This is a genomic window from Aeromonas sp. CA23 (genome assembly GCF_002587065.1).
Lineage (GTDB): Bacteria > Pseudomonadota > Gammaproteobacteria > Enterobacterales > Aeromonadaceae > Aeromonas > Aeromonas bestiarum.
In genome coordinates, this window is sequence record NZ_CP023818.1 from 668,465 (window position 1) to 693,912 (window position 25,448).

22 protein-coding genes are annotated in these 25,448 nt (G+C 62.9%); 3 read left to right on the top strand and 19 right to left on the bottom strand.

Going from position 1 to position 25,448, the window contains the following annotated elements:
- Nucleotides 1-20 precede the first annotated feature (20 nt).
- From mshE to CK910_RS03115, 8 genes are all read right to left on the bottom strand, one after another.
- Nucleotides 21-1,730, bottom strand: a complete 1,710-nt coding sequence (gene mshE, locus CK910_RS03080) for an MSHA fimbrial ATPase MshE (protein ID WP_043139715.1) — start codon at nucleotides 1,728-1,730, stop codon at nucleotides 21-23.
- 32 nt (nucleotides 1,731-1,762) lie between these two features.
- The gene (locus CK910_RS03085; protein WP_172955221.1) at nucleotides 1,763-2,848 is read right to left on the bottom strand and encodes a tetratricopeptide repeat protein; all 1,086 of its coding nucleotides are present in this window, start codon (nucleotides 2,846-2,848) and stop codon (nucleotides 1,763-1,765) included.
- Between the two features lie 100 nt (nucleotides 2,849-2,948).
- A complete protein-coding gene (locus tag CK910_RS03090) occupies nucleotides 2,949-3,842 on the bottom strand; it encodes an ExeA family protein (protein WP_098980981.1) in 894 nt (297 codons plus the stop codon).
- A gap of 83 nt (nucleotides 3,843-3,925) precedes the next feature.
- Complete coding sequence (mshL, locus tag CK910_RS03095) at nucleotides 3,926-5,605, bottom strand: pilus (MSHA type) biogenesis protein MshL (protein ID WP_098980982.1); 1,680 nt, start codon at nucleotides 5,603-5,605, stop codon at nucleotides 3,926-3,928.
- A gap of 70 nt (nucleotides 5,606-5,675) precedes the next feature.
- Nucleotides 5,676-5,996, bottom strand: a complete 321-nt coding sequence (locus tag CK910_RS03100) for a SctD/MshK family protein (protein WP_098980983.1) — start codon at nucleotides 5,994-5,996, stop codon at nucleotides 5,676-5,678.
- Nucleotides 5,989-6,636, bottom strand: coding sequence for an MSHA biogenesis protein MshJ (locus CK910_RS03105; protein WP_098980984.1), 648 nt, complete (start codon nucleotides 6,634-6,636; stop codon nucleotides 5,989-5,991). The genes CK910_RS03100 and CK910_RS03105 overlap by 8 nt, the downstream gene beginning before the upstream one ends.
- Nucleotides 6,636-7,229: a PilN domain-containing protein gene (locus tag CK910_RS03110; RefSeq protein ID WP_043139728.1), complete on the bottom strand. Its 594-nt coding sequence runs from the start codon at nucleotides 7,227-7,229 to the stop codon at nucleotides 6,636-6,638. The genes CK910_RS03105 and CK910_RS03110 overlap by 1 nt, the downstream gene beginning before the upstream one ends.
- On the bottom strand, nucleotides 7,229-8,092 hold the full coding sequence (locus tag CK910_RS03115; protein ID WP_098980985.1) for an MSHA biogenesis protein MshI: 864 nt from the start codon (nucleotides 8,090-8,092) through the stop codon (nucleotides 7,229-7,231). The genes CK910_RS03110 and CK910_RS03115 overlap by 1 nt, the downstream gene beginning before the upstream one ends.
- A gap of 69 nt (nucleotides 8,093-8,161) precedes the next feature.
- Here CK910_RS03115 and CK910_RS03120 point away from each other — a divergent pair, with 69 nt between their 5' ends.
- Complete coding sequence (locus CK910_RS03120) at nucleotides 8,162-9,109, top strand: 1-aminocyclopropane-1-carboxylate deaminase/D-cysteine desulfhydrase (protein ID WP_098980986.1); 948 nt, start codon at nucleotides 8,162-8,164, stop codon at nucleotides 9,107-9,109.
- Nucleotides 9,110-9,131: 22 nt separating this feature from the next.
- Here the strand turns inward: CK910_RS03120 and CK910_RS03125 are convergent, their stop codons facing one another.
- Nucleotides 9,132-11,060 carry an EAL domain-containing protein gene (locus CK910_RS03125; protein ID WP_172955223.1) on the bottom strand — a complete coding sequence of 643 codons (1,929 nt, stop codon included), beginning with the start codon at nucleotides 11,058-11,060 and terminating at the stop codon, nucleotides 9,132-9,134.
- Nucleotides 11,061-11,604: 544 nt separating this feature from the next.
- On the opposite strand from CK910_RS03125, the gene CK910_RS03130 reads away from it, so the two are divergent.
- Nucleotides 11,605-13,137, top strand: a complete 1,533-nt coding sequence (locus tag CK910_RS03130; protein ID WP_172955224.1) for an EAL domain-containing protein — start codon at nucleotides 11,605-11,607, stop codon at nucleotides 13,135-13,137.
- A gap of 15 nt (nucleotides 13,138-13,152) precedes the next feature.
- On the opposite strand, the gene CK910_RS03135 is transcribed toward CK910_RS03130, so the two are convergent.
- The gene (locus CK910_RS03135; protein ID WP_098980988.1) at nucleotides 13,153-13,803 is read right to left on the bottom strand and encodes a class I SAM-dependent methyltransferase; all 651 of its coding nucleotides are present in this window, start codon (nucleotides 13,801-13,803) and stop codon (nucleotides 13,153-13,155) included.
- Nucleotides 13,804-14,067: 264 nt separating this feature from the next.
- On the opposite strand from CK910_RS03135, the gene CK910_RS03140 reads away from it, so the two are divergent.
- The gene (locus CK910_RS03140; protein ID WP_043139740.1) at nucleotides 14,068-15,165 is read left to right on the top strand and encodes a calcium:proton antiporter; all 1,098 of its coding nucleotides are present in this window, start codon (nucleotides 14,068-14,070) and stop codon (nucleotides 15,163-15,165) included.
- Between the two features lie 70 nt (nucleotides 15,166-15,235).
- On the opposite strand, the gene hutH is transcribed toward CK910_RS03140, so the two are convergent.
- The 9 genes from hutH to ftsE all read right to left on the bottom strand — a co-directional run bounded on the left by hutH (nucleotide 15,236) and on the right by ftsE (nucleotide 25,400).
- Complete coding sequence (gene hutH / locus CK910_RS03145; protein ID WP_098980989.1) at nucleotides 15,236-16,768, bottom strand: histidine ammonia-lyase; 1,533 nt, start codon at nucleotides 16,766-16,768, stop codon at nucleotides 15,236-15,238.
- 1 nt (nucleotide 16,769) lies between these two features.
- Nucleotides 16,770-18,473 carry a urocanate hydratase gene (gene hutU, locus CK910_RS03150; protein ID WP_098980990.1) on the bottom strand — a complete coding sequence of 568 codons (1,704 nt, stop codon included), beginning with the start codon at nucleotides 18,471-18,473 and terminating at the stop codon, nucleotides 16,770-16,772.
- 55 nt (nucleotides 18,474-18,528) lie between these two features.
- Nucleotides 18,529-19,473 carry a formimidoylglutamase gene (gene hutG / locus CK910_RS03155; protein ID WP_098980991.1) on the bottom strand — a complete coding sequence of 315 codons (945 nt, stop codon included), beginning with the start codon at nucleotides 19,471-19,473 and terminating at the stop codon, nucleotides 18,529-18,531.
- Nucleotides 19,466-20,701, bottom strand: coding sequence for an imidazolonepropionase (gene hutI, locus CK910_RS03160; RefSeq protein WP_172955225.1), 1,236 nt, complete (start codon nucleotides 20,699-20,701; stop codon nucleotides 19,466-19,468). Before hutI ends, hutG begins: the two co-directional genes overlap by 8 nt.
- 156 nt (nucleotides 20,702-20,857) lie before the next feature.
- On the bottom strand, nucleotides 20,858-21,562 hold the full coding sequence (hutC, locus tag CK910_RS03165) for a histidine utilization repressor (protein ID WP_098980993.1): 705 nt from the start codon (nucleotides 21,560-21,562) through the stop codon (nucleotides 20,858-20,860).
- Nucleotides 21,563-21,573: 11 nt separating this feature from the next.
- The gene (can, locus tag CK910_RS03170) at nucleotides 21,574-22,233 is read right to left on the bottom strand and encodes a carbonate dehydratase (RefSeq protein WP_042868573.1); all 660 of its coding nucleotides are present in this window, start codon (nucleotides 22,231-22,233) and stop codon (nucleotides 21,574-21,576) included.
- Nucleotides 22,234-22,358: 125 nt separating this feature from the next.
- Nucleotides 22,359-23,213, bottom strand: a complete 855-nt coding sequence (rpoH, locus tag CK910_RS03175) for an RNA polymerase sigma factor RpoH (RefSeq protein WP_011899178.1) — start codon at nucleotides 23,211-23,213, stop codon at nucleotides 22,359-22,361.
- A 455-nt stretch (nucleotides 23,214-23,668) separates the two neighbouring features.
- A complete protein-coding gene (ftsX, locus tag CK910_RS03180) occupies nucleotides 23,669-24,622 on the bottom strand; it encodes a permease-like cell division protein FtsX (RefSeq protein WP_042868569.1) in 954 nt (317 codons plus the stop codon).
- 109 nt (nucleotides 24,623-24,731) lie between these two features.
- Nucleotides 24,732-25,400, bottom strand: coding sequence for a cell division ATP-binding protein FtsE (ftsE, locus tag CK910_RS03185; protein WP_042868566.1), 669 nt, complete (start codon nucleotides 25,398-25,400; stop codon nucleotides 24,732-24,734).
- Nucleotides 25,401-25,448: the final 48 nt, after the last annotated feature.

A 25,448-nucleotide genomic window follows, 5' to 3' on the forward strand; every position in this document is an offset into this window, starting at 1 on the left:
GCGTTGAAGTGAGTCATGGCTTACCCCAGATCCTCGGCCAACCTCAGCACCTCGTCCACCGAGGTGATCCCCTGGCGTGCGTAGTCAAGGGCGGTGAGGGCCAGCGGCCGATAGTGTTCATGCTGGCGCGCCGCCTTGGCGAAGCCTTCGGCATCGTTGCGGCGCAGGGCATCCATCATGGGTTGATCCAGCTCCAGCAGCTCGTAGACCCCGATCCGGCCGGAGTAACCGGTGAAGTTGCAGCTCTGGCAGCCACGCCCCTTGTGATAGGCATGCTGACCGGGCGCCTCGCCGGAGAGCACGGTCAGCCAGGTGGCCTGACCCTCGTCAGGCGCCCTCTCCTCGACGCAGTGCTCGCACACCCGCCGCACCAGCCGCTGGGCCACCACGGCCCGCAGCGCGCTCGCCACCAGATAGCCGGGCGCGCCCATGTCGATGAGACGCAAGGCGCTGGTGACCGCATCGTTGGTGTGCAGTGTGGTCAACACCAGATGGCCTGTGATGGCGCCGCGCAGGCCTATCTCCACCGTCTCGTTGTCCCGCATCTCGCCCACCAGCAGTATGTCCGGATCCTGGCGCAGGGTGGAACGCAGCACGTGGGAGAAGGTGAGGCCAATCTTGGGGTTCACCTGCACCTGGTTGACCCTGGGCAGCCGGTATTCCACCGGATCTTCCACCGTGATGATCTTGTGGCTGGCCTGATTGAGCTCTGAGAGGGCGCCGTAGAGGGTGGTGGTCTTGCCGCTTCCGGTCGGGCCCGTCACCAAAATCATGCCGTGGGGGCGTTTGAGCTGACGGCGGAAACGGGTCAGGATCTCCGGCGGCATGCCGGTCTCGCTCAGCGACAGTATGCCGGAGGATTGATCCAGCAGCCGCATCACCACCGACTCGCCGTACTGCACCGGCATGGTGGACATACGCACATCCACGTCCCGGCCGCGCACCTTCATGTTGAAACGGCCATCCTGGGGCAGCCGCTTCTCCGAGATGTCGAGCCCTGCCACCAGTTTCAGGCGCAGCACCAGCGCCTGGGCGATGCGCACCTCGCTGAGGATATTCTCGTGCAGGATGCCGTCGATCCGCTGGCGAATGCGCAGCACCTTCTCGTCCGGCTCTATGTGGATATCGGAGGCCCCCACCTGCACCGCGTCCTCGAACAGGGAGCGCAGCAGCTTGGCCACCGTCGCCTCCCCCTCGTCGTTGGCCCCGAGGTTGCTGGAACCCAGCTCGAAGCCGGTATCCTGGTACTCCTCGTGCAGCTGTTCGGCGAAGCTCTCTATTTCACGGGTACGGCGATAGAGGCGGTCGAAATACTCCAGCAGCTGGCCTTCCCGCGCCACCGCCAGCACCATCTCCCGCGGGCGCAGCAGCGCCGCGATGGCGTCGAGGGCGCTCAAGTCCGCCGGATCCGACATGGCCACGGTCACCCGGTTGTCGGTGAGGTTGACCGCCAGCGCGCGATAGCGACGCGCCTGCACCTCGGGCAGCAACGGTACCGCCGAGGCGTCTATGGTGAGGTTGTTGAGATCGAAGAAGGGCACGTCCAGCTGGCGGGCAAGAAACTGCAACAGCTGTACCTCGCTGATGAAGCCGAGATCGATCAGTGTGGTGCCCAGCTTGCGGCCGGTCTGACGCTGCTGCTGCAGGGCGAGCTGCAGCTGATCATCCGAGATGATCTGCTCTTGCACCAGCAGGTCGCCGAGGCGCATTTTCAGTCTGGGTTGTGCCATGCAAACTCCAAAAAAGTGAACCAGCCCGCCCGTCAGGGGGCAAGCTGGGCAATTCGCTGTTCAATCCAGCTGGCCGAGGCCTCGCCGAGGTTGCCGTGCAGCTGGGCGTTGCGATAGGCGTCGAGCGCCCGCTGGCTGTGGCCCTGACCATCTTCGGCCACGCCGAGCCCGAGCCACCAGCGCCCCTGATCCGGCTGCTGGCGCAGCAAGGTAACATAGATTTCGGCCGCCTCGGCGTTGCGGCCCAGCTCCTGGGTCAGGCCGGCCCAGGTGGCGTAATAATCCAGATTGCTGGCCAGATCCGGCTGATAGCCGGTCAACCAGCCGAGCGCCTTGAGCTGATCGCCGCTGCTGATGGCGAGCCGCGCCAGCAGCAGCCGAAAATCCGCCTGTGCGGGATCGAGCTGGATCCCCTCTTCCAGCAGCTGGGTGGCCTCGCTCAGCCGCCCTTCGCCATAGAGCAGGCCCGCCAGTTGTTCGCGGGCGCCCTGATTGTGCGGGTCGTGGGCCAGCACCTGATAGTAGTTGTCCTGGGCATCGCGCAGTTGCCCTCTGGCCATGGCGGTGGTGGCCTTGCGCTCGGCCAGGGTCGCCAGTTCGGCCTCGGAGAGGTTCACCGTCTCTATCTTCAGTACGCCCGGTTTGCGCGGCGGCGGGGCCACCGCCTCTTGTTCCGCTTCCAGCTCGGCATAGAGATCGGGCTGCAGCGCCTCATCGCTCGGGGGCAGAGCGTCATAACCGGTTTCGTCCTGATCTTCCGCCGCCGGCTCGGGGTCGGCGGCAGCGTGGGGCTCGGACCTGGCGCCCGGGGTGGGCAAGGCCACCACCAGATCCACCGGCTCCTGCTCCTCGTCCGTCGGCGTGATGGGCACGGCGCGGGCAACCGCATCAGGCCCGGGTTCGCTGGCCGCCTGCACCAGACTCTGCGGTGCGACCCGCTGGCTCTGCTGCCAGTAGATCCAGGTCCGCCAGCCGAGAATGCCGAGGGCCAGGCCGCAGATCAGGGTCAGCACCAGCATCCACCAGCCCTGCTGCCGCACGGGAGGCACATAGACGGCCCCCTCGCCCCCCTGCTGACGCTGTTCCAGATCCTTGAGCATCTGGTTGATCACGCTCATGGCCAGACTCCATAGGCCGGCATAGGTATCCGCCAGCCCCATGTTGACGCACAACGCAGCTGGGGCGCTCTCATATCCCCGAGCATCTGGTTGATCTCGTTCATGATGGCCAGACTCCATAGGCCAGGGCACACCCCAGCAGTAGTAACAGTGGCCACCAGCGCCCTCGACCGGGGCGGCTGGCATCATCGGTATCGCGAATGGCGAGGTGCACCAGACCGGCATCAATCTGGCGCTCACCCCGGCCATAGGCCAGCATCAGGCACTTCTGCGCCAATATGTTGATGAGTCGCGGTATGCCACGGGAGGCGCGCCACAGCAGGCGCATGGCGCGGCCACCGAACAGCGGGGCCCCGCGATAACCCGAGACCTGCAATCTGTGCTCCAGATAGGCGCGGGTCTCGTCAAAGCGCAACGGCCGCAGGCAGTAGGAGAAACCGATCCGCTGGCGCAACTGGCGCAGATGGGGTTTCGCCAGCCGGGTGTCCAGCTCGGGCTGACCGAACAGCACTATCTGCAACAGCTTGCTCGATTCGGTCTCCAGATTGCCGAACAACCGGATCGCCTCCAGAGTCTCGTCCGGCAGGGCCTGCGCCTCATCGATCAGCACCACCACCCGGCTGCCCTGCTGATGCAGGCCTATGAGGTGGCGATGAATGCGATCCGTCAGATCCAGCTCGTTGCCTTCGCGCACCGACAACCCCAGCTCCAGGGCCAGCGCGGTGCGCAGCTCGGCCGGGCTGAGGTGCGGGTTGGGCAGCCAGGCCAGACGCACAGGACAGGCCTCCGAGCCCAGCTCGCTCAGCAGCTTGCGACAGAGCAGCGTCTTGCCGGTGCCGACCTCGCCGGTCACCTTGATAAAGCCCTCCCCCTGCATCAAGGCCCAATTAAGAACCTGCAGCGCCTCCTCATGGGGAGGTAACCCGTAGTAGAAACCCGTGTTGGGAGTGAGGCCGAATGGCGCCTCCTGCAAACCGAAGTGGTTCAGGTACATGAGTCGTCACCGGCCTGGGGGCCTGCCGTGGCACAGAGCCACAGGCCGCATGGAACAAGGCCAACCGCGTGCTGTGTCATGGCTTAGCCCTTGGGCGGATACCACTTGTCGAGCAGATCGGAGGAGCGCTGCAGTTCGTTTTGCCAGGTGTCCTTCTCCACCACGGTCGGTTTGAGCAGGATCACCAGCTCCACCTTCTTGGTGCTCTCGCGGCGGTTGGTAAAGGCTTCGCCCACCCAGGGAATATCCCCCAGCAGCGGCACCTTGCTGACGATCTCCTGCTTGTCGGTTTTCATCAGACCGCCGATGACTATGATGTCGCCGTTATTGGCCTGCACCACTGTATCGGACTCTCGGATCGAGCTCTTGGCGAGGGGCAGCTCCAGCGGTTTGGCGGTGCCGACGTTGATGATCTTTTTCTGCTCTTCGGTATCGATAACCGAGGGGTGGATATGCAGCAGCACCCGACCCTCTTCATCGATCTGCGGCGTCACATCCAGCGCAATACCCGAGAAGAAGGGAGTCAGCTCCACATTGGGGGTCACGATAGGTTCGGCCGTGCCGGTCGACGTCACGGTGGTGGTCGAGGCGTTGGTGACGAAGTACTCGTCCGTGCCCACCTTGATCACCGCCTTCTGGTTGTTGGTCGCAGTGACCCTCGGGCTGGAGAGGGTATTCACATCCCCCTGGGTCTTGAGCAGGTTGACCGCCACGTTGAAGTTGCCGTCAGAGATCTTGAAACCGGCGCCGCCACCCAGCGCACTGAAGATCTGGTTGGGGGTGGTTGGCAACTGAGTGCCGGCCAGCGAACCGCCGCCGGTGATCCCCTTGCCGCCATCCCAGCTGGCGGAGAGGCCGCTCCAGTCCACCCCCTGCTCGTACCCTTCGTTGAGGGCGACTTCGATGATCCGCGCCTCCAGCACCACCTGACGTTTGAGGTGGCTCTCGGATTGATTGAGGAATTCACGCACCGCCTTGAGCTCTTTCGGATAGGCGCGGATGGTGACCAGACCCGCCTGCGGGCTGGTGATGACGGCACGGCCATCGCCACTGCCGATCAGCATCTCCAGCGAGGTGCGCAGATCGGTCCAGTAGTCGCTGTTGGTGTCTGTCTCTATGCGGGTGCCGTTGCTGTTATTGGAACCGGCATTGCCGTTGGAGGCATTGCTGCTACTGCTGTTGTTACTGCCGCCGTTGGCGTTGTCGAAGCTGCTGTTATTGCTGTTGTTGCTGTCGTTAGAGGTCACCCCGCCCGTGCTGACCGAGGTACGGGACAGGCCACGACGGGACATCATCAGGTAGTTGACCGGTATGGTTTCGGTGCGCAGCCCAGCCGGATAGACGTGGAACACGTTGCCCTTGCGCTGCACATCGAAGCCATACATGTCACCCACCACCGCCAGCACCTCGGGCAGGGTCACGTCCTTGAGCTCGACGGAGATCTGGCCGGCCACGCCGGGATGCACGGCCACGCTGTAGCGGGAACCCTTGAACAGGGAACCGAAGAACTCCACCGCATCCACATCGTGGGCGGCGATGCGCAGCCGCTGTTCCGGCATGCTGAGGGCCTGGGGCGGCCGGTTCATCTGCAGCAGTTCGCTCTGTACCGACTTGGGCACGGTCGCCAGTGCCCCGACCTTGTTCTGCTCGGTCATGGCGTGTTTCAGTGCGTCCTTGGCCTGCACGGGTTCGGGGTGCCGGTAGCTGGTACAGCCTGCCGCCAGCACGGCCACAGAGATCAGGCAGAGATGATTTTTTTTCATGTAATGAGTGCACCCTGACTTGCAATTAAACTCGACAAACCTTGCCCCACCCATCCCGGGCGGGGCGCGTTCAGATGCGGACCTTGCTGGCGAACAGGGTCAGCGACTGGCGCTTGCCTCCCTTCTCCAGTACCACGGCATCTGCACTGATGGCCACCAGTCGATATCCATCGACCTGCTGGCCCACCCGGTAACTTTTCCCGTTGAGCACCGCCAGTGCCGGGCCATTGCCCAGCATCACGCTCTGCAATGTTGGCAAACCTGCGCTCTGGCTGGCAGTAGCCCCCGCCTGACTGTTCATCCCGTCCAGCGGTTCCGTGGGATCCTGCAGCACCTCGGCCTGGGCCACCGGGCCCAGCAGACAACACAATAGCGTCAGCCATCTAACCACGAATAAACTCCTTGCTGGTGCTCAGGGTGTAGATTTCCATCTCCACCACGGCCTTGGGATGCTCCTGCACCTGGTAGTCAAACTGCTTCCAGTAGAAGTGGCGGGGCAGCGCCTCCAGCGCCTTCAGGTACTGATAGACATCAAAATAGCCGCCCTCCAGCTTGAGGCGAATACCGTGCTTGAACAGGTTGATGCGCTGATCCCCCGCCATCAGCGGCTGAGGGGCGAGGGAGGTCAGCGCCAGCATGTGCAGATTGGCGGAGCGTGACAACAGGGCCTCCAGCACGGCTGGCATCTCGTGGGCCTGGATCAGGTCCACCGTCTGGGCCTTGAGCTCGGCATCCAGCTTGCCGATATCCCCCTCGACCCGCACCAGCTGCTCGCGCACGTTCTGATCGGGATCCCGCGCCAGCCTGGCCTGCTTGCCCAGGTTCTCGAGATCCATGATCTCCAGATCCCGCTGGGCCGTGGTCAAGGCCACCCTGTCCTGCTCCAGCCGCAGGGCAGCGCCATCCAGCCAGCCATAGATGGCGCCGGCACAGACCAGCACCAGACCGGTCAACAGGATCAATACCCGCTCGCGCTGGCTGAGGACGGCAATCTTGTCCGCCCATGCCTGCCATTGTGCTTTCAGGCTCATCAGGGCTTCTCCCGCTCGATGCCGCTGAGCTGGAAGGCCAGCCGGCCCTCCTTGTCGCGGCTCAGGGTCAATTCACCAAACTGCTTGCCCGCCAGCGACGGGGTCTGCTTGAAACGGTTTACCCAGGCGGGCACATCCTGGCTGCGGCCGGCAAAGCCGGACAGATTGATCCGCCCCTCGGCGATCTCGATCCGCTGCAAGGAGAGCTGCCTGTCCCGAATGCGGGAGAGATCGGCCATCAGACCGGCGTAGCCCTGGGATTTTTGCAACGCCAAACTGCCCAGCTGGCGCATCAGCCCCTGCTTGGCGGTCAGCTCCTCTTGCCGGGTGGCAAGCTGCTGTTGCAGCAGGGTATTGGCCTGGTGACGGGTCAACTCGGCATCCAGCCGCTGGGCCTCGCCCCGCTTGACCTCCAGCGCCGCGCGCACCTGCGCCAGCTCGCGGCCGACCCCTTGTTGCTGCCAGCCGTAGAAGGCGGCCATGCAGAGCAGCAATGCCACGCAGCCACCCCACACCAGCGCCATCTGGTTGAGGCTGGCCCACTGGCGTCTGGGGCGAAATTCGGCGCCATAGAGGTTGATCTGACGTTTCATCAGGCATCCTCCCCGAGGGCGGCGGCATAGGCCGAGAGATATTCAACGCCAGAGAGGATCGCCTTGTTGGCCATGGCGGAGACGGCGAAGCCGAAGGTCTGCTCCATGTGGCGCACCAGGGTGCCGATGAAGGAGGAGGCGATGGCGAGCTGCATCTGACCCAGCTCCGGTAGCTTGAGCTGGCCCACCAGGTAATCGAGAGAGCGCTGGATCTCCAGCGCCAGGGAGTCGAGCAGCATGCTGTCCGGCTCATGCTCGCCGGTGAGGGCGGTGAAGCCACGCAGCTGGCGGGAGAAGCAGAGGCCGCCCTGATGAAATACCAGCAACTGCAGATCCTGCCCCCTGGGCTGCCACAGCAGCATGCGCACCGTGTTGTCGGCCTCATAGAGCGCCGTCATGGCCAGCTCGTCGCTGACGATGGCATCCAGGCTGGCAATGCTGTTGACCGCATCCGCCAGCTGCTGTACCCGCGCCTTGGGCACGCAGATCACGCTGATGCGTGGCCGGCCGGCCGGCGGCGTGGGCAAATCCACGTAGTCCATGGCGAGCTGCAACACGGGTTCATTGACGTAATCCTTGACCGCCCAGGGCAGGGCACCGGCCATTTCGGCCTCGGGCACGGCGGGCTTGTCGATCTGGACTTGCTGATAAAGGCTGGCGGCGAGGGCGACCCGCACCTTAGACTTGGCGAGGCCATGGCGGCTGAACAGCTCGCTCATGGCAAGCAACCACTCCTGCGGGCCATTGATGGCGCGGGTAGCGAACACTGGCTGGGGCCCCAGCGAGGCCAGCATGATACGATCGCTGGCCAGCAGGATCCCTACCTGACGGCTCGGGGTCGAACGTCTGAAAAGTTGTTTCATTGAAACCCGCACCTGGCTGCATAAAACGGATTAAACCTTAGCATAAACAGGGTATTAGCCTCCAGATAAATGATGGATCACTCATTGCAACCCAACTCGACCCGCTCGCAGGTGTTTGCCCTGCAGCCGACCCGGCTTCCCTCGCCGCTCCAGGCCATCTCGCACCCTCTGCTGACCGAGCATGGCGTAATGCTCTGGTGCAAGCGGGATGACCTGATCCACCCGACCATCTCGGGCAACAAGTGGCGCAAGCTCAAGTACCAGCTGCAACACGCCCGGGCGCAGGGCATAAAGCACCTGATCTCCTTTGGTGGTGCCTACTCCAACCACATACATGCACTGGCGGCGGCAGGGTGCCAATCCGGCCTTAACACTACCGGCATCATACGCGGTGAGCCGGAGGCTGCCAGCAATTCCACCCTGAGCGCGGCAAAAGGCTGGGGCATGGATCTCATTTTTGTCGATCGCCAGAGTTACCGGCGGCGGCAGGATCCGGAGTGGCTGGCCCAGTTCGCGGCACCCGATACCCTGATAGTGCCGGAAGGGGGCAGCAGCCCGCTCGCCCTTCCCGGGGTGGCCGAGCTGGTCGACGAGGTGCCCTTCTCGCCGGATCTCTGGGTGCTGCCCTGCGCCAGCGGCGGCACCCTGGCCGGCCTGATCGCCGGCAAGCGGGAGCAGGAGCGGATCCTCGCCATCGCGGTACTGAAAGGCGCAAGCTTCATCGCCGACGAGGTGTGCCGCCTTCACCCGGCCGCGGCCACCACCCCCGGCTGGGAGATAGCGCTGGATCACCATGATGGCGGCTATGCCAAATTCAGCCCGGCGCTCTGGCAGTGGGTGCAAGCCTTCAGTGCGCAGACAGGCCTGCCGCTGGAGCCCATCTACAGCGGCAAGGCCATGTGGGGCCTGTTTCGCGAACTGGCCGCCGGGCGCATCCCCCGCGGCAGCAAGATAGTCTTCATCCATACCGGTGGCATGCAGGGACTCGCGGGTTTGCAAGAACAGGGCCGGATCTGAAGGCGGCCCTGCGGTCGCAGGATCAGGCGCCGGCCGGTTCCATCACCAGCCGCTCCGGTTCGGCGAACCAGGGCCCCTGCCCGGCATGGACGCCGAGGTGGCGCAGCATCTTCCACTCGTCGCCGCTCTCCACCCCCACGGCTATGACCCGGGTGCGGGTGTTGGCACAACCCCCCACCAGGCTGCGCACCGCCATCTGGTTGACCTGACGGGTGTGGATCTCCCGCACCAGACTGGGGTGAAGCTTGAGGAAGTTGATCTCGAACTCCTTGATGTATTGGGTGCTCACCACATCCTGACCGGCATGATCGATGGCCAGCTGGCAACCCAGCATGCGCAGCGCCCGCAGCGGCCGCTTGAGTGCCTCGTAGTGGCGGGTCACCTGGGCCTCCGACAGTTGCAGGACCAGCCGCTCGTTGGTGCTGCGCGGCAACTGGAACAGATCGAAGAAGAGCCAGCGCTGGAACTCGCGGTGCAGCAGGCTCTGGGCGCAGAGGGTCAGGCTGATGGGGCAGCTCTGCTCTGAGCGCTGACGAAGCAATCGCAGGGTCTGCTCCGCCACCAGCCGATCCAGCGGCAACAGCAGCCCCGCCTTCTCGGCCATCGGCATGAAGACACCGGCCTGCAACTCCCGCCCCTGCTCGTCGTGAATGCGGATCAACAAGTCCTGCTGCAATACCACCTGATCCCGCTCCTGCTGCACCGGCTGGACGTAGAAGTCGATGCCGTGCTCCTCGATGCGGCGGCCGATCAGGGTGCGCCAGCGTACCGTGCCCTTGCTGCTCTGCTCCTCATCCAGCTGCTTCTCGTAGAGGAACCAGCCGGTGTGACCCTGCAGCCGCGCGCTCTTGAGCGCCAGCTCGGCCTCTTCCTGCACCTTGAGCAGGGAATCCTGCGCCTGATAGCAGACGGCACCGAGGTAGACGGCTGTCTCGACGTTGACCGCCTCGGGCCAGTGCAGCCGTTGCAGGCTCTTGTGCAGCTGACCCGCACCGTCCACCATCTCGCTCTCGGACATGTTGGGCAGCAGCACGGCGAACACCTGGCCGGCGTAGCGGGCCTGCAGGGCACCGTTGTGCTTGCGCACGAAGGCGGTGATGGAGGCGCTCGCCTCCATCAGCAGATCCTGGCTCTGGCGCCCGCTCAGCTCGGGATCCAGGTCCTCCAGCCCGGCCAGCTCGATCAGCAGCACGCCGCCGCTCATCACGCTCGCCTCCATGATGGCGCTCTCCAGCCGGTTGTCGAAGAACAGCCGGTTGCCTATGCCGGTCATCTTGTCGACGAAGGCGTTGCTGCGGATGAAGTTGTCGAAACGGCTGCGCTCCTTGCGGGCATCCGCCAGCTCGGCCAGCAGATAGTCGAGGGCCTGGCTGGCGGAGACGGGCCACTCATCAGCCGGATCGTGGGCCAGCTTGGTGAGCTTGTTGTCGAGGATCAGCTGGGCGCGCTCGGCCAGCAGCTCGGCGCCCCGCAGTTGCAGGCGCAGCCAGCGAATGGAGTACCAGAGTCCGAAGATGACGATGAAGACGCCGAGGGAGATGCCGGACATGGCCCGCATGGAGTATTCAAACTCCTTGAACGGCCGCTCCAGTTTGAAGTCGGCCTGCATGCCGGCCTGATGGGAGATGGGCTGGCTATAGGGGATCAGCAGGCTCTCGTCGGTCTGCTGCTGCACGTCGCGAAACCAGTAGACCCGCTGCTTGCCCTGACGGATCTCCAGCTCCACCACATGGGCCGAACGCAGCAGGGTCGGCAGCCAGCGGGTGAGATCCTGGTGGTCGTCGGCCACCTCCAGCTGCTTGTCGATGATCTCGACCAGGGAGTTGACCTTCTTCTGCTGCAGCTCCATGCCCAGCTCGCGAAAGCTGAATACCCCGCCGAGCAGCACCATGGCCATGGCGGCGATCACGCACAGGGTAATAAACGAGACAAGCTGAGTGGTCAGTTTCATGTGCCTTTCCGTATGCCCGACAACATCCATGTGGCCTCATCGTATCAGCCAACGCCGAAGCGCGCCTATGGACGAAGATCCCGCTTCTGGAATTAAGCGGGCGAGCATAACCAAATGGGCACCTGAACACCAAGCCTGACGGCAAGCCGGCCATGAAAAATGGCCACGGGGGCAGGAAACGGGAGATGGGCGACGGGATCAGGGAATTTCAGGCAGAAAAATGGTCCCACTAAGGGGACCGAAAGAAACACTCATATCAAAACTAACACTCTGTGCTACTGACAAAAAAACAGATACAGGAGTATTGAACACACGGTGAGTCAAACCGCACCGCTACTCTAGCCACTTCAGATAAGCTGGACAATTGTCATTTATGACAGGTCAGCGATTGAATCTTCAACAGCTCATTTTATAAAACCATTATTTATCAGCACATTATAAATTCGCGCTACAAGTGTGATCAGCCCCGCTCAAATCGATTCAGCTAATGCACTATGATGATGCCACCCATATGCATCCCATCCGCACACCAGGCAGGTGCACCATGCGACCCATCCCCCCCCTCTGGCTCAGCCTGTTGCTGTTCTGCCTGCCCCTGCTGGCCAGCCTGCCTCTCAGTCAGCTGCTCGGCGGCCCGTTGGCCCACCAGCTGTTGCAGGAGAAGAAGGAAGGGATCGAGACCGCGCTGGCGGAACGTCACCGTCTGCTGGACAACAACGTCCGTAGCCAGCTGACCCAGTTTCGGCTCGATTGCGGCGAGCAGGACATGGCGCTGCTGCGGGATCCCCGCTTCTACAACGGCCATATCCGCATTCAGGGGATCCTGCTCGCTAGCGGCGGTGGCTGTTCCAGTCTGGGGGTTGACCTGCCCTTCACCCCGATCGAGCTGCCCCCCTACGCCAACCAGGAGCCGTTCGGGATCGCCGCCACCCAGTCCCGCTTCCACACAGAGCAGGAGCTGGTCGCCTACTACCGCACCGGCGGCAACATCGTCTACTGGGTGCTGAGCAACAGCTGGAGCCATTCTCTGCTGCAATATCCTTGCACCGACTGTTTCTATCTGGAACTCGACCAGCAACCGGGGACATCGAGCCAGACCTTTCCCCGCGGCGACAGCAGCATCAAGCAGGAGGTCGGCAGCCAGAGCATAGGTCTGAGCTTCCGCGATCCCGATGAACAGATCAGGCAGACGCTATGGGCGGGCAAGGCGCTGGAGCGCTATGCCCGGCAACAGGCACGGCACCATGGGCTCTGGTATGGCGGAGCCTTGGGAGCCCTGCTGGTCGCCGCCTACTGGGGGCTGCGCAACTATCGTCGCTCTCTCAAGGGGTTGCTGCAAACCGGGCTGGCCAGGCGGGAGTTTGTCCCCTTCTATCAACCCATAGTGGATAACCGCAGCCAGCAGGTGGTTGGCTTCGAGGCGCTGCTGCGCTGGCAGCGGGGGCGCGAGCTGGTGCCGCCCGGCGCCTTCATCGACTACGCGGAGGAGCAGGGGCTGATCCTGCCGATGACGGAGCAACTGCTGGAGCGGATCATGACGGATCTTCCCCGGCTGGCGCCGGCGCAGTGGGTCAGCGTCAACATAGTGGCCACCCACCTGGAGCAACCCCATCTGCGCACCCTGTTGCAGCGGCACGGCTGGCCCTCACCGACCCGGCTCACCTTCGAGCTGACCGAGCGCAAGCCGATCACAGATATCAAGGCGGCGATCGGCGAGATCACGGCGCTGCAGCAGCTGGGCTATCACTTCAAGCTGGATGATTTCGGCACCGGCTATGGCGGCTTCGCCTACCTGCAGCGACTCGGCATCCGCCAGATCAAGATCGACAAGATGTTCGTCGACACCATAGGCACGGACGACCTCAAGCGGACGCTGCTGGACTCCATCATCGCCTTCGGTCACGAATCCGGCATGGAGATGATCGCCGAGGGGGTCGAAACCGGGGAACAGGTCGACTATCTGCGCCAGCACGGCGTGCATCTGATCCAGGGCTATGTGTACGCCAGGCCCATGGCCCTGGCCCGGCTGCAGATCTGGCTGTTGGCATGGCGACAAAACCATGCCGGAGAAGGCTGACACCGGTGAGAAAGGTCAACGCCGGTATTGCAGTATCTGACCGCGAAAGGGCTGGCTCAGATAGCTCACGTCCAGCGGCTTGTGCTGACTGTGCGCATAGCCCAGGCTCGTCATCAACTTGCTGAAGCGACCCTGCTGGCCACGCCCCGGATCCACCAGGATCACCTCGCAGTGCGACTTGGCGTGCTGCTCGATAAAACCGGCCAGGGTCTCGACCTGGCCGCGCTCGTAGAGCAGATCGCTGCCTATGATGAGATCGAAGCGGCCCAGCTCGGTGACGGCATCTTCCCAACCGGTACGGATGAAGGGGATGAGCGCCCCCTTGTTGAGCAGCACGTTGGCCGCCAGAAAGGCCCCCGCCTCCGGGTGATAATCGGTGGCCGTGATGTCCGCCAGCCTGTGGTTGAGCACCAGACTCGCCAGGGCTATGCCGCACCCCACCTCCAGGATCCGCAGATCCGCCACCTCGTGCTCCACCATCAGGTGGGCCAGCACATTGCCGGAGTCCCAGACGATGCCAAACAGCGGCCAGAACGCCGAGGAGATGCCGAGCGCTTCCGCCTCTCCCTCGTCATCGGAGAACTGCTGGTTGTCACGCAACGTGCGCAGGTGGATGTCGAGTTCGCCAAACTCTATGGTGTGATAACGCAGACGCACAACAGACATGGGAGTCCCTGGTCAGGATGCCGCCAGATCCACGGAAGCATGAATTCGACCGGCATGCCCCCATGCTACGCAGTAAGCGGGCAGATACCTATCTATATCCCGACCCGACGGGGCAGTTGCGGCAGATTACATCCTGCAACAAAATGATTTTCCCCTGGCGGTACAACTCCCTTTATCATTAGCAGGCCCGCCACACCCGTAGCGGCGCCGTTTTGCCTCCATACCCCGTCGGCCCCGGCCGCCCCGAGATGAGAACCATTGCCTATGAAGTCATTTATCCGGCAAGAGATTGCCCTGTCCATTGGCCTGCTGACCCTGCTGTTTTTCAAGACGCTGGGCAGCGACCTGCTGACAGAGGCCACTCCGCTTGCGATTTATCTTCCTGTCTCGGCGGCGCTGCTTGCCATCGTCACCTGGGCCATCTTCTCTGTGGTACGCCACTCGGATGCCCTCGCCATCAAGCTGGGTGAACCCTTCGGCACCCTTATCCTGACGCTCTCCGTCATCTCGCTGGAAGTGGTGATGATCTCCTCCGTCATGCTGACCGGCGACCCCAATCCCGTGATGGCCCGTGACACCATGTTCGCCGTGGTGATGCTGGTCACCAACGGCCTGGTGGGCTTCACCCTGCTGTTCGGCGGCTGGCGCTACCACACCCAGAGCTTCAATCTGGATGGGGTCAAATCCTACCTGGTCGCCATCATACCGCTGGCCCTGCTCTGTCTGGTGCTGCCCAACTTCACCCGGGGCGGCACCATTGGCAGCATGTCGAGCCCCATGTCCTGGATGCTGATCATCATCTCCATCCTGCTCTACGGTATCTTCCTGCTGATCCAGACCCGCAGCCACAGCCACTTCTTCGTCGACAGCGACCACGAGGATTACGAAGAGCACCACGGCCCGCTGCAGAGCAACCTCTACCACACCCTCTTGCTGCTCGCCTATCTGGTGGTGGTGATCCTGCTGGCCAAGACGCTGGCGATCCCCATCAACTACGGGGTCAAGGTGATGGCTGCGCCGCCTGCGCTGGGTGGCTTCATCGTGGCCTGTATCGTGCTCGCACCGGAAGCCGTGGGCGCCATCAAGGCTGCCTTCAACAACCAGTTGCAGCGCGCCATGAACCTCTACTTCGGCTCTGTGCTGGCCACCATAGCCCTGACAGTGCCCGCCGTGCTGTTTATCGGTGCCATGCTGGGCCAGGAGGTGCGCCTCGGCCTCTCCGCCGCCGACATGGTGCTGCTCGTCACCACCCTCATGGTCTGCAAGGTGACCTTCAGCAGCGGCCGCACCAATGTGCTGCACGGTGCTACCCACCTGGTGCTGTTCGTGGTCTACCTGTTCCTGATGTTCGAGCACGAATAACGGATCACGCTACCGCAGCAACGAAAAGACCGCCCCTGAGGGCGGTCTTTTGCTATGGAGCGAATGGGGCTTAGAGGCTGGGCAGCACACCTGCCGGGATCAGGTCGTTGTAGCTCGCCTGAGCCAGCAGCTCGGCAGCCGCTTCGATGTCCGGCGAGAAGTACCTGTCCTTGTCGTAGAAGCTGACCTTGCTGCGCAGCCGACCCTTGGCCAGCTCAAGCAGCTCAGTGGTGCGCAGCGGAGCACGGAAATCCAGCCCCTGCGCCGCCGCCAGCAGCTCGACCGCCAGTATGCCACGGGTGTTCTCCGCCATGTCCGCCAGTCGGCGCGCGGCGAAGGTAGCCATGGAGACGTGATCCTCCTGGTTGGCGGAGGTGGGCAGGCTGTCCACCGAGGCCGGGTGGGCCAGGCTCTTGTTCTCGGAGGCGAGCGCCGCCGAGGTGACCTGGGCGATCATGAAGCCGGAATTCACCCCACCGTTGTTGACCAGGAAGGCGGGCAGACCCGACATGCGCGAATCGATCAGCAGCGCCATGCGACGCTCGGACAGCGACCCGATTTCGGCGATGGCCAGTGCCAGGTTGTCGGCGGCGAAGGCCACCGGCTCGGCGTGGAAGTTGCCGCCGGAGAGGATCTCCTCATCCTCGGCAAACACCAGCGGGTTGTCGGAGACAGCATTGGCCTCGCATACCAGCACCTCGGCAGACTGACGGATCTGGGTCAGGCAGGCCCCCATCACCTGGGGCTGGCAGCGCAACGAGTAGGGATCCTGCACCTTCTCGCAATTGTGGTGAGACATGCCGATCTCGCTGCCATCCACCAGCAGCTGGCGGTAGCAAGCGGCGGCATCAATCTGGCCGAGCTGACCGCGCACCTCATGGATGCGGGCATCGAACGGACGACGACTGCCCAGCGCCGCCTCCACGCTCATGGCACCTATGGTGATGGCGCCGGCGAACAGATCCTCGGCGTGGAACAGGCCTTCCAGCGCAAACGCCGTGCTGGCCTGGGTGCCGTTGAGCAGGGCCAGTCCCTCCTTCGGTGCCAGAGAGATGGGCTCGAGACCCGCGATCTTCAGCGCCGTGGCAGCGTCCATCAGCTCGCCCTTGTGGCGCGCCTTGCCTTCACCAATCAATAAACAGCTCATATGGGCCAGCGGCGCCAGATCGCCGGAGGCACCGACGGAGCCCTTCTTCGGCACCACAGGATAGACTTCGGCATTGATCAGGGTCATCAGCGCCTCAAGCACAGTCAAGCGGATGCCGGAGAAGCCCCGCGCCAGCGAGTTGACCTTGAGCACCATCATCAGCCGCACTGTGGCGTCATCCATGTAGGTGCCGATGCCGGCCGCGTGGGAGAGCACGATGGAGCGCTGCAATTCGTCCAGTTGCTCCACCGGGATGCGGGTATTGGCCAGCAGGCCAAAGCCGGTGTTGATGCCGTACACCACGCGATTCTGCTCGATTACCTTGGTGACCACGGCAGCGGAGGCGTGGATCCCCGGCAGCGCGGCCGGATCCAGGCTGATATGAACCGGCTCGCGGCTGACGCGGCGCAGGGTATTGAGGCAGAGCTTGCCCGGTAACAGATTGAGTTCAAACATCTTATTTAACCCCTTTGCCCGTTGCGGTCAGCATCGGCAGATCCAGTTTCGCCTCATGGGCGCAGTTGATGGCAATCTCGTAGCCTGCGTCGGCGTGACGCATCACACCGGTGGCCGGGTCGTTGCGCAGCACGCGGCCGACGCGTCTGGCGGCGTCATCGGAGCCGTCACAGACGATCACCACACCCGAGTGCTGGGAGAAGCCCATGCCCACACCGCCGCCGTGGTGCAGCGACACCCAGGTCGCGCCGCCGGCGGTGTTGAGCAGGGCGTTGAGCAGCGGCCAGTCGGAGACGGCATCGGAACCATCCATCATCGACTCTGTCTCGCGGTTCGGGCTGGCCACAGAGCCGGAGTCCAGGTGATCGCGACCTATGACCACGGGCGCCTTCAGCTCGCCATTTTTCACCATCTCGTTGAAAGCCAGGCCCAGGCGAACCCGATCCTTGACCCCGACCCAGCAGATCCGCGCCGGCAGGCCCTGGAAGGCGATGCGCTCGCGGGCCATGTCGAGCCAGTTGTGCAGGTGGGGATCGTCCGGGATCAACTCCTTGACCTTCTGATCCGTCTTGTAGATGTCTTCCGGATCGCCGGACAGCGCCACCCAGCGGAAGGGGCCAATTCCCTCGCAGAACAGCGGGCGGATATAGGCGGGCACGAAGCCGGGGAAGTCGAACGCATTCTTGACCCCCTCCTCCAGCGCCATCTGGCGGATGTTGTTGCCGTAATCCAGCGTGGCAGCGCCACGGGATTGCAGGGTCAACATGGCTTCCACCTGGCGGGCCATGGAGTGACGAGCGGCCTGGTTCACCTCCTGGGGCGCGGATTTTTGCAGCGCGCGCCACTGGGCGACGCTCCAGCCCTGGGGCAGGTAGCCATGGATAGGGTCGTGGGCCGAGGTCTGGTCGGTCACCACGTCCGGCGTGATGCCGCGGGCCACCAGTTCGGCAAAGACATCGGCGGCGTTGCCGAGCAGGCCGACGGAGACGGCGGTGCTGCTGCGTTTGGCTTCCTCGACCATGGCCAGCGCCTCATCCAGGCTATGGGCCTTCTTGTCGACGTAGCGGGTCTTGAGACGGAAATCGATGCGGGTCTCGTCGCACTCGACGGCGATCATCGAGAAGCCGGCCATGGTGGCGGCCAGCGGCTGGGCGCCGCCCATGCCGCCCAGACCGCCGGTCAGGATCCAGCGGCCCGCAGGCTCGCCGTTGAAGTGCTGGTTGGCCACCGCGAAGAAGGTTTCATAAGTGCCCTGCACTATCCCCTGAGTGCCTATGTAGATCCAGGAGCCGGCCGTCATCTGGCCGTACATCATGAGGCCTTTCTTATCCAGCTCGTTGAAGTGTTCCCAGTTGGCCCAGTGCGGTACCAGGTTGGAGTTGGCGATCAGCACCCGAGGCGCATCCTTGTGGGTCTGGAACACGCCGACCGGCTTGCCGGATTGCACCAGCAGGGTCTCGTCTTCCTCGAGCCGGGTCAGCACCTCGACAATCTTGTCGTAGCAGGCCCAGTTGCGGGCGGCGCGACCGATGCCGCCATACACCACCAGGGATTGGGGATGCTCGGCCACTTCCGGATCCAGGTTGTTCATCAGCATCCGCAGCGGCGCCTCTGTGAGCCAGCTTTTCGCGGTCAGCGCGGTACCACGGGGGGCACGGATGACCCGGCTCGGATCCTGACGGGGATCCAGGTGTTGCTCAGACATACACACTCCTTGTTTTATCAATGCAGCAGCATGGCGACCTGCCCTCGGCAGAGCGCTACTTGGTTAACTGATGGACCAGCCGGGCGGCCACGCGGGCGCTGCGGTTATCCTGATCCAGGTTCGGGTTGTACTCGGCCAGATCGGCGAGCCGCAGCTTGCCGCTGGCCCGGATATGGGCAATCAGGGGTTCGATGACCGCCAGCTCGACGCCGCGGGCGGCGGGGGCGCTCACCCCCGGCATGACGGCGCCGGGCAGCACGTCGAGATCGATCGTCAGATAGAGGTGATCACAACGGGCGATAAAGGCATCCAGTCCGTTCAGAAGCTCGGGCAGCTCGGCCTGGGTCATGGCCTCGTCCAGCGCATACCAGACCCCCAGTTCATCGGCGCGGGCAAACAGCGCCTGGGTATTGGCTGTCTCGGCCACCCCGAGGCAGGCGTAATGAAACTGTGTGCCCTGGGCGGCGCACTGCTCGGCGATCTGGAAGAAGGGGGTGCCCGAGCTGGCCTGCTCCACCTTGCGACGCAGATCGAAGTGGGCATCGAAGTTGATGATGCCGACCCGACCCTGACCAGCCAGATGGCGGTTGAGGCCGCTCCAGCTGCCGAACGCCACCTCGTGACCGCCCCCCAGCACCAGCGGGAAGTGGCCGTCATCCAGCAGGCTAGCCACCCGCTCGGCCAACCGGCCATGGGCGGCATCGAGATCGCCGTCGTCGCAGCACAGATCGCCGCTATCAAAGACGGGACGGGTCAGATGCCAGGCACTGTTGGCCAACAGCTTGCGGATCGCCAGCGGTGCGCCGGCCGCCCCCACGCGCCCCTTGTTGCGGCGCACCCCCTCGTCGCAGGCAAAGCCCACCAGGGCGACGCCGGGTTCGGCTGCCCCGATCAGCGGCCAGGCCTGCACCTTGTCGTGCCAGCGCAGGGCAAGCTCGCCATCTTCCGGATCCTGGCGCCCCTGCCAGACCGACATATGGGGCAGGCTGAACTTATCCATGCAGCGTCTCCTCGCCGTTGACGATACGGCTCACCAGCTGATCGACGCCGATGAGGTAACTGAGCTCGGCCGGGTGCCCGCAGTTCCAGACCAGGAAGTCCGCCAGCATGCCCACTCTCAACTGCCCCAAACGCTCCTGCTCGCCGAGCGCGCGGGCGGCGTTGCGGGTCACCCCGACCATGGCCTCGACCGGGGTCAGACCGAACAGGGTACAGGCCATGTTCATGGCCATACGCAGCGACACTATGGGGGCAGTGCCCGGGTTGATGTCGGAGGAGACCGCCATGGGCACATGGGCCTTGCGCAGGGCGGCGACCGGGGGCAGCCTGGTCTCTTTCAGGAAATAGAAGGCGGTGGGCAGCAGGGTGGCGACCACGCCACGGTGGGCCAGCGCCTGGATCCCTTCCTGATCCAGATGTTCCAGATGATCCACAGAGAGGGCACCAAAGTTGGCGGCGAGCGCACTGCCCCCCAGGTTGGAGAGCTGTTCCATGTGGCCCTTCACCGCCAGACCGTATTGATCCGCCGCCAGATAGACCTGCTCGGTCTGGGCCAGCGAGAAGCCGATGTGCTCGCAGAAGACGTCCACCGCATCCGCCAGACCCGCCTCGGCGGCCGCCGGAATGATCTCCTGGCAGATGGTCTCGACCCAGGAGTCGGGATCATCGCGATATTCGGGCGGCACCGCATGGGCCGCCAGCAGGGTGGTCTTGACCCGGATCGGCAGCGCCTCTCCAAGCCTGCGGGCAACCCGCAACATCTTGAGCTCATCCGCCAGCGTGAGGCCGTAGCCGGACTTGATCTCCACAGTGGTGACCCCTTCCCGGATCAGGGATTTGAGCCGCGGCAGTGCCAGCTCAAACAGCTGCTCCTCGCTGGCGGCACGGGTGGCCCTTACCGTGCTGAGAATGCCGCCACCCTTGCGGGCGATCTCGGCATAGGGCACCCCTTTCTGGCGCAGTTCAAACTCTTCGGCCCGGCTGCCGGCGAAGATCAGATGAGTGTGACAGTCGATGAGGCCGGGGGTCACCAGCTTGCCCTTCATCTCCTGCCAGTGGGCGGGATAAGGGCCCTTGAGATCCTGCATGGGCACCAGGGCGTGGATCTTGCCTTCATGAACGCCGAGGGCGTGGGGCTCCAGCAGACCGTAGTCGGCCAGATCGGGGCGCAGGGTGGCGGGTGTCACGTTGAGCCAGACCCGCTCGCAGTTCAACAGTTCCTTGTTCATACCGACCTCTAAATGTATATACATTAATTTATATCCGATCTCTGGCAGGAAAGAAAGGATCAAATTCACATCTTGATAACAGCGCTGTGATTAGAGTTTAAGCACAAAAAAGCCCACCATGAGGTGGGCTCTGTTAAAAACAATATGTATATACAATCAGCTGAGGCTGGTCTTGGAACTCAGCTTGTAGCGGGAACCTGGCGAGAGCAGGCGGGCGTAGGAGACCAGATAACCTTCCGACCAGGTACGGCGGTGCAGCAACAGGCAGGGGGTATCGACCCGCACCTGTAGTAGACCGGCCTCACCGGCGCTCGGCAGCACGGCTTCCACCACGTGCTCCATCTCGGAGAGAGGACAGACCTCCATCAGGTAGCGGTTCGGCGTCTGCTGGGTGAAGTCCTGCCCGCCGTAGTCCGGCAGGCGCTCGGCATCGACGAAGCGCTCCTCCAGCTGCAGCGGCTCCCCATCGGCCTGATGGACGATGAGGCTGTGGAAGATGGGGGCGCCGACCCGCAACCCGAGCTGGACCGCCACCTTCTCGTCGGCGGCCTGGCGTTGCAGCCGGATCACCCGGGCGCTGTACTCGCTGCCGCGCTCGGCGATCTCGTCGGCTATGTTGCGAATGGCCAACAGCGGCGACTCGGTGCGCCTGTCCGCCACGAAGCTGCCGGAACCGGCGGTACGCACCAGCCAGCCCTCGGCCACCAGCTCACGCAGCGCCTTGTTGACCGTCATCCGGCTCACGGTGAACAGCTCGCACAGGGCGGCCTCGGTCGGGATCCTGTCCCCCGCCTGATAGTGGCGTTCGCGGATCCCGTCCAGGATGTGCTGCTTGATCTGAAGATAGAGGGCTGGCGCCAACGGCAGGTTCCTCAGCGACGGCGGTGGGGCGGACGCATGTCCGGCCAGGCGCGGTAAACATCGGGGATCTGATCCGGCCCGCTGATGCAGAGATCCAGATCGTGCAGCAGACCGTCCTTGATGCCATAGATCCAGCCGTGCACCGCCAGCTCCTGCCCCTTGCGCCAGGCATTCTGGATGATGGTGGTGTGGCAGACGTTGGCCACCTGCTCGGCCACGTTCAGCTCGCACAGGTAATCAAAACGCTCGTGCTCATCTTCGATGGCATCCAGCTGTTCGCGATACTTGAAGTAGACATCCTTGATGTTGCGCAGCCAGTTGTCGATGAGCCCCAGCTCCTGGTTCTGCATCGCTGCCTTGACGCCACCGCAGCCATAGTGGCCGCAGATGATGATGTGCTTCACCTTGAGCACCTCGACCGCGTATTGCAGCACCGAGAGGCAGTTGAAATCGGTGTGCACCACCAGGTTGGCGACGTTGCGGTGGACGAACACATCCCCCGGCAGCAAGCCCATCAGCTGGTTGGCGGGAACCCGGCTGTCGGAGCAACCGATCCAGAGGTATTCGGGGGCCTGCTGGGCGGAGAGGGTAGCGAAGAAATTCGGGTCCTCGGCCTTGATCCGTTCCGCCCACTCGCGGTTGTTGGTAAACAGGTCGTTCAACAGTTTCACTATCTGCTCTCCCTACTGTGGCAGTGGCGGCAACATAACATAGACAAGGGTAACCAAGGCAAGGCCGACCAGATGCTCGTGAAACAAAAACAGGGCCATCAGGCCCTGTTTTTGTGAGGGAGGCATCAGGCCTCCATGGCGTCTTTCAGCTTCTTGAGTGCGTTTTTCTCAAGCTGACGCACCCGCTCGGCAGAGACACCGTAGGTGTCGGCCAGCTCCTGCAGGGTGGTCTTGCTGTCATCATCGAGCCAGCGGGCGCGGATGATGTGCTGGCTGCGCTCATCCAGAGTGGCAAGGGCCGAGCTCAGGCGACGGGTCGCATGGTCATCCCAGTTGTCATTCTCTATGGTGGCCGCCAGATCGGACGATTTGTCTTCCAGATAATGAACCGGGGCGAAGCCACCTTCATCTTCATCATCACCGACCAGATCGAACGCCTGATCGTAGTTGCTCATGCGTGCTTCCATCTCGGTCACATCGGTCGGGGAGACCCCCAACTCGGCGGCGACGGCCTGCACTTCATCGTGGCTGAACCAGCCCAGACGCTTCTTGGATTTGCGCAGGTTGAAGAACAGCTTGCGCTGGGCCTTGGTGGTCGCCACCTTGACCATGCGCCAGTTGCGCAGGACATATTCGTGGATCTCGGCCTTGATCCAGTGCACGGCGAAGGAGACGAGTCGCACCCCGACGGTCGGGTCGAAGCGCTTGACGGCCTTCATCAGGCCGATATTGCCTTCCTGAACCAGGTCAGCCTGGGGCAGACCGTAACCGGCATAACTCTTGGCGACGTGAACGACAAAACGCAGATGCGACATGACCAGCTGACGGGCAGCCTCGAGATCGCCGCCCTGCTGCAAACGCTCAGCCAGCTCACGCTCTTCCTCTGCGGTCAGCACAGGAATCGAGTTAACTGCCTGGATATAGCCTTCCAGACTACCTTGCGGAATCAGAGCCATAGTGCGCTGCAATGAAGTTCCCATGTTCTACCTCTTTCTTTTCAATCGAATCAGTCTAACACCCTGAGAGGGTCTGTCTACTGACCGGACGCCATTCTGCGGCCTGCATCAAACATCATAGTGAGCATGTCTGAACCGGGGTTATCTTAGGCCGGCAGGATGAATCATGAATGAACAGTCAAAAAAAGGGGGTCACAATCAAGGACCCCCGAAAAGTAGCATGCTAAGTCCATTGTTGCGGAGCTCGCAACCTTCACATGCTTGCCAAGTCAGACGAGCAAGGCAGAGGGGCCACACCCGTATAAGTTCTTCAGCACTTGTAGACTGCTTATAAATCAGAAGGTTCACAGGATCCAGAGAAGATCCCGAAGATCAGTATCGTTCAGATTACTCTCTGAACGCTGGCCGTGCCAGAAACGGCCCCTCTTTTACTTGATCCGTGTCTCAAAATCCAGCGCTTTAAAACGCTGATAAATCAATCAGGATGGTTCTATGTCACGAATGTGGCGATGGACCGAGAACCAGGAGGCGATCAGCCCCAGTAGAGCCCCTAGCAGAATCAGATTAATCCCATCCACCGCCCCCATGCCGACCAGCCGGAAATTGCTGTTGTAGAGCCCGGCCAACTCCTTCACCACACCCTCGCTCCAGATCACCATCACCTCGGTCAGCCACCAGGCCAGCATGCCGCCGATTACCCCGAACCAGATGCCGGTATAAAGGAAGGGACGGTGAATGAAGGCGTCGGTCGCCCCCACCAGCTTGAGCACTTCGATCTCGGATCGCTGGTTGAGGATGTTCAGGCGCAGGGTATTGCCGACGATCAGCAGCACGGCGGAAAGCAGCAGCACGGCTATGCCGGTGATGGTGTGGCGCAGCAGGTTCATGATCCCCTGCAAGCGGGTCAGCCACTGCAGATCCAGCTTGCCCTGTTCGACGCCATCCTCGTTGTTCAGCTTGTTGAGCAGCTCGGCTGCCCCTTCCGGATTCTGCCAGCGGGGATCGGGAATGACGCTCAGCACAGGCGGCAGCGGGTTGCTGTCGAGGTAATCGAGCGCATCGCCGAAACCTGAGATCTCGCGAAACTCCTTGAGCGCCTCATCCCGGCTCATGTAGGTGACGGACTCCACCTCGGGATAGAGCAGGATCCGCTGCTTCATGTCGAGAATGCTCTGCTCGGGCAGATCCTTGCGCAGATAGAGGGAGATCTGGGAACTGGTCTGCCAGCTCCCTTCCACCACCTCGGCATTTTTCAGCAGCACGTGGAAGCAGGAGGGCAGCGCCAGGCTGACGCCAAGCACCGCCAGCGTCATCAGGGAGGCGAGCGGATTGCGCCACAGCTCGCCCAGGCTGGAGAAAGCCTGACGGGCATGGTCGACCCAGTACATCATGAACCGGCGCAGCGGCGGTTGTTTATGACGAACAATAGCCATCAGAACATCTCCCCTGGCAAGTGTCTGGCGAGCAAAGAGCGGGCCGGATCCTCAACCCACGCCAGCATGAAGCGGCACTGTGGTGGCTGCTTGTGACGGAAAATAGCCATCAGAGCTCCTCCCCTGCCGAATACATGCGCCCCGCCTTGAGGGTCAGGGTGCGATAGCGCATGCGGGCGATCAGCCCCAGATCGTGGGTGGCAATCAGCACGGAAACGCCGAAGCGGTTGAACTCCTCGAACAGCCGCATTATGTCCATGGAGAGCTGAGGATCCAGGTTGCCGGTCGGTTCATCCGCCAGCAGCAGCGGTGGCTTGTTGACGATGGCGCGGGCGATGCCGACCCGCTGTTGTTCACCACCGGAGAGCATGCGCGGCTGGTAGCGCTCCTTGCCGAGCAGCCCTACCTTGTCCAGCGCCGCTGCCACCCGCTTGTTGATGTCGGCATGGCTGTAGCCGTCGATCACCAGCGGCAGCGCCACGTTGTCGAATACGGTTCTGTCCATCAGCAGCCGGTGATCCTGAAAGATCATGCCGATCTGGCGGCGCACATAGGGGATATCGCCCCGCCTGATATGACTGACGTCGTCGCCGTGAAAGAAGACACGCCCGTCGGTCGGCCGCTCCATCACACTAATAAGCTTCAAGAGGGTACTCTTGCCCGCCCCCGAGTGTCCGGTCAGGAAGGCCATCTCTCCCTTGCGCAGGTGAAAGCTGACCTTCTGCAACGCCTGATGGCCGCCGCTGTATACCTTGCTGACCTTATCGAAACGAATCATAACGGATCCCTGACAGTGACAAGCCCCGACCTGAGTCGGGGCATGTGG

Bases quoted from the DNA above. Each gene is read 5' to 3' on its own strand.
- mshL (WP_098980982.1), bottom strand. From the start codon at position 5,605: ATGAAAAAAAATCATCTCTGCCTGATCTCTGTGGCCGTGCTGGCGGCA.
- rpoH (WP_011899178.1), bottom strand. From the start codon at position 23,213: ATGGGAACTTCATTGCAGCGCACTATGGCTCTGATTCCGCAAGGTAGT.
- CK910_RS03090 (WP_098980981.1), bottom strand. From the start codon at position 3,842: ATGTACCTGAACCACTTCGGTTTGCAGGAGGCGCCATTCGGCCTCACT.
- hutU (WP_098980990.1), bottom strand. From the start codon at position 18,473: ATGTCTGAGCAACACCTGGATCCCCGTCAGGATCCGAGCCGGGTCATC.
- CK910_RS03140 (WP_043139740.1), top strand. From the start codon at position 14,068: ATGAAGTCATTTATCCGGCAAGAGATTGCCCTGTCCATTGGCCTGCTG.
- ftsE (WP_042868566.1), bottom strand. From the start codon at position 25,400: ATGATTCGTTTCGATAAGGTCAGCAAGGTATACAGCGGCGGCCATCAG.
- mshE (WP_043139715.1), bottom strand. From the start codon at position 1,730: ATGGCACAACCCAGACTGAAAATGCGCCTCGGCGACCTGCTGGTGCAA.
- CK910_RS03125 (WP_172955223.1), bottom strand. From the start codon at position 11,060: ATGAAACTGACCACTCAGCTTGTCTCGTTTATTACCCTGTGCGTGATC.
- ftsX (WP_042868569.1), bottom strand. From the start codon at position 24,622: ATGGCTATTGTTCGTCATAAACAACCGCCGCTGCGCCGGTTCATGATG.
- CK910_RS03115 (WP_098980985.1), bottom strand. From the start codon at position 8,092: ATGAAACAACTTTTCAGACGTTCGACCCCGAGCCGTCAGGTAGGGATC.
- CK910_RS03105 (WP_098980984.1), bottom strand. From the start codon at position 6,636: ATGAGCCTGAAAGCACAATGGCAGGCATGGGCGGACAAGATTGCCGTC.
- hutG (WP_098980991.1), bottom strand. From the start codon at position 19,473: ATGGATAAGTTCAGCCTGCCCCATATGTCGGTCTGGCAGGGGCGCCAG.
- CK910_RS03135 (WP_098980988.1), bottom strand. From the start codon at position 13,803: ATGTCTGTTGTGCGTCTGCGTTATCACACCATAGAGTTTGGCGAACTC.
- CK910_RS03110 (WP_043139728.1), bottom strand. From the start codon at position 7,229: ATGAAACGTCAGATCAACCTCTATGGCGCCGAATTTCGCCCCAGACGC.
- CK910_RS03130 (WP_172955224.1), top strand. From the start codon at position 11,605: ATGCGACCCATCCCCCCCCTCTGGCTCAGCCTGTTGCTGTTCTGCCTG.
- CK910_RS03120 (WP_098980986.1), top strand. From the start codon at position 8,162: ATGATGGATCACTCATTGCAACCCAACTCGACCCGCTCGCAGGTGTTT.
- CK910_RS03085 (WP_172955221.1), bottom strand. From the start codon at position 2,848: ATGAGCGTGATCAACCAGATGCTCAAGGATCTGGAACAGCGTCAGCAG.
- hutH (WP_098980989.1), bottom strand. From the start codon at position 16,768: ATGTTTGAACTCAATCTGTTACCGGGCAAGCTCTGCCTCAATACCCTG.
- hutI (WP_172955225.1), bottom strand. From the start codon at position 20,701: ATGAACAAGGAACTGTTGAACTGCGAGCGGGTCTGGCTCAACGTGACA.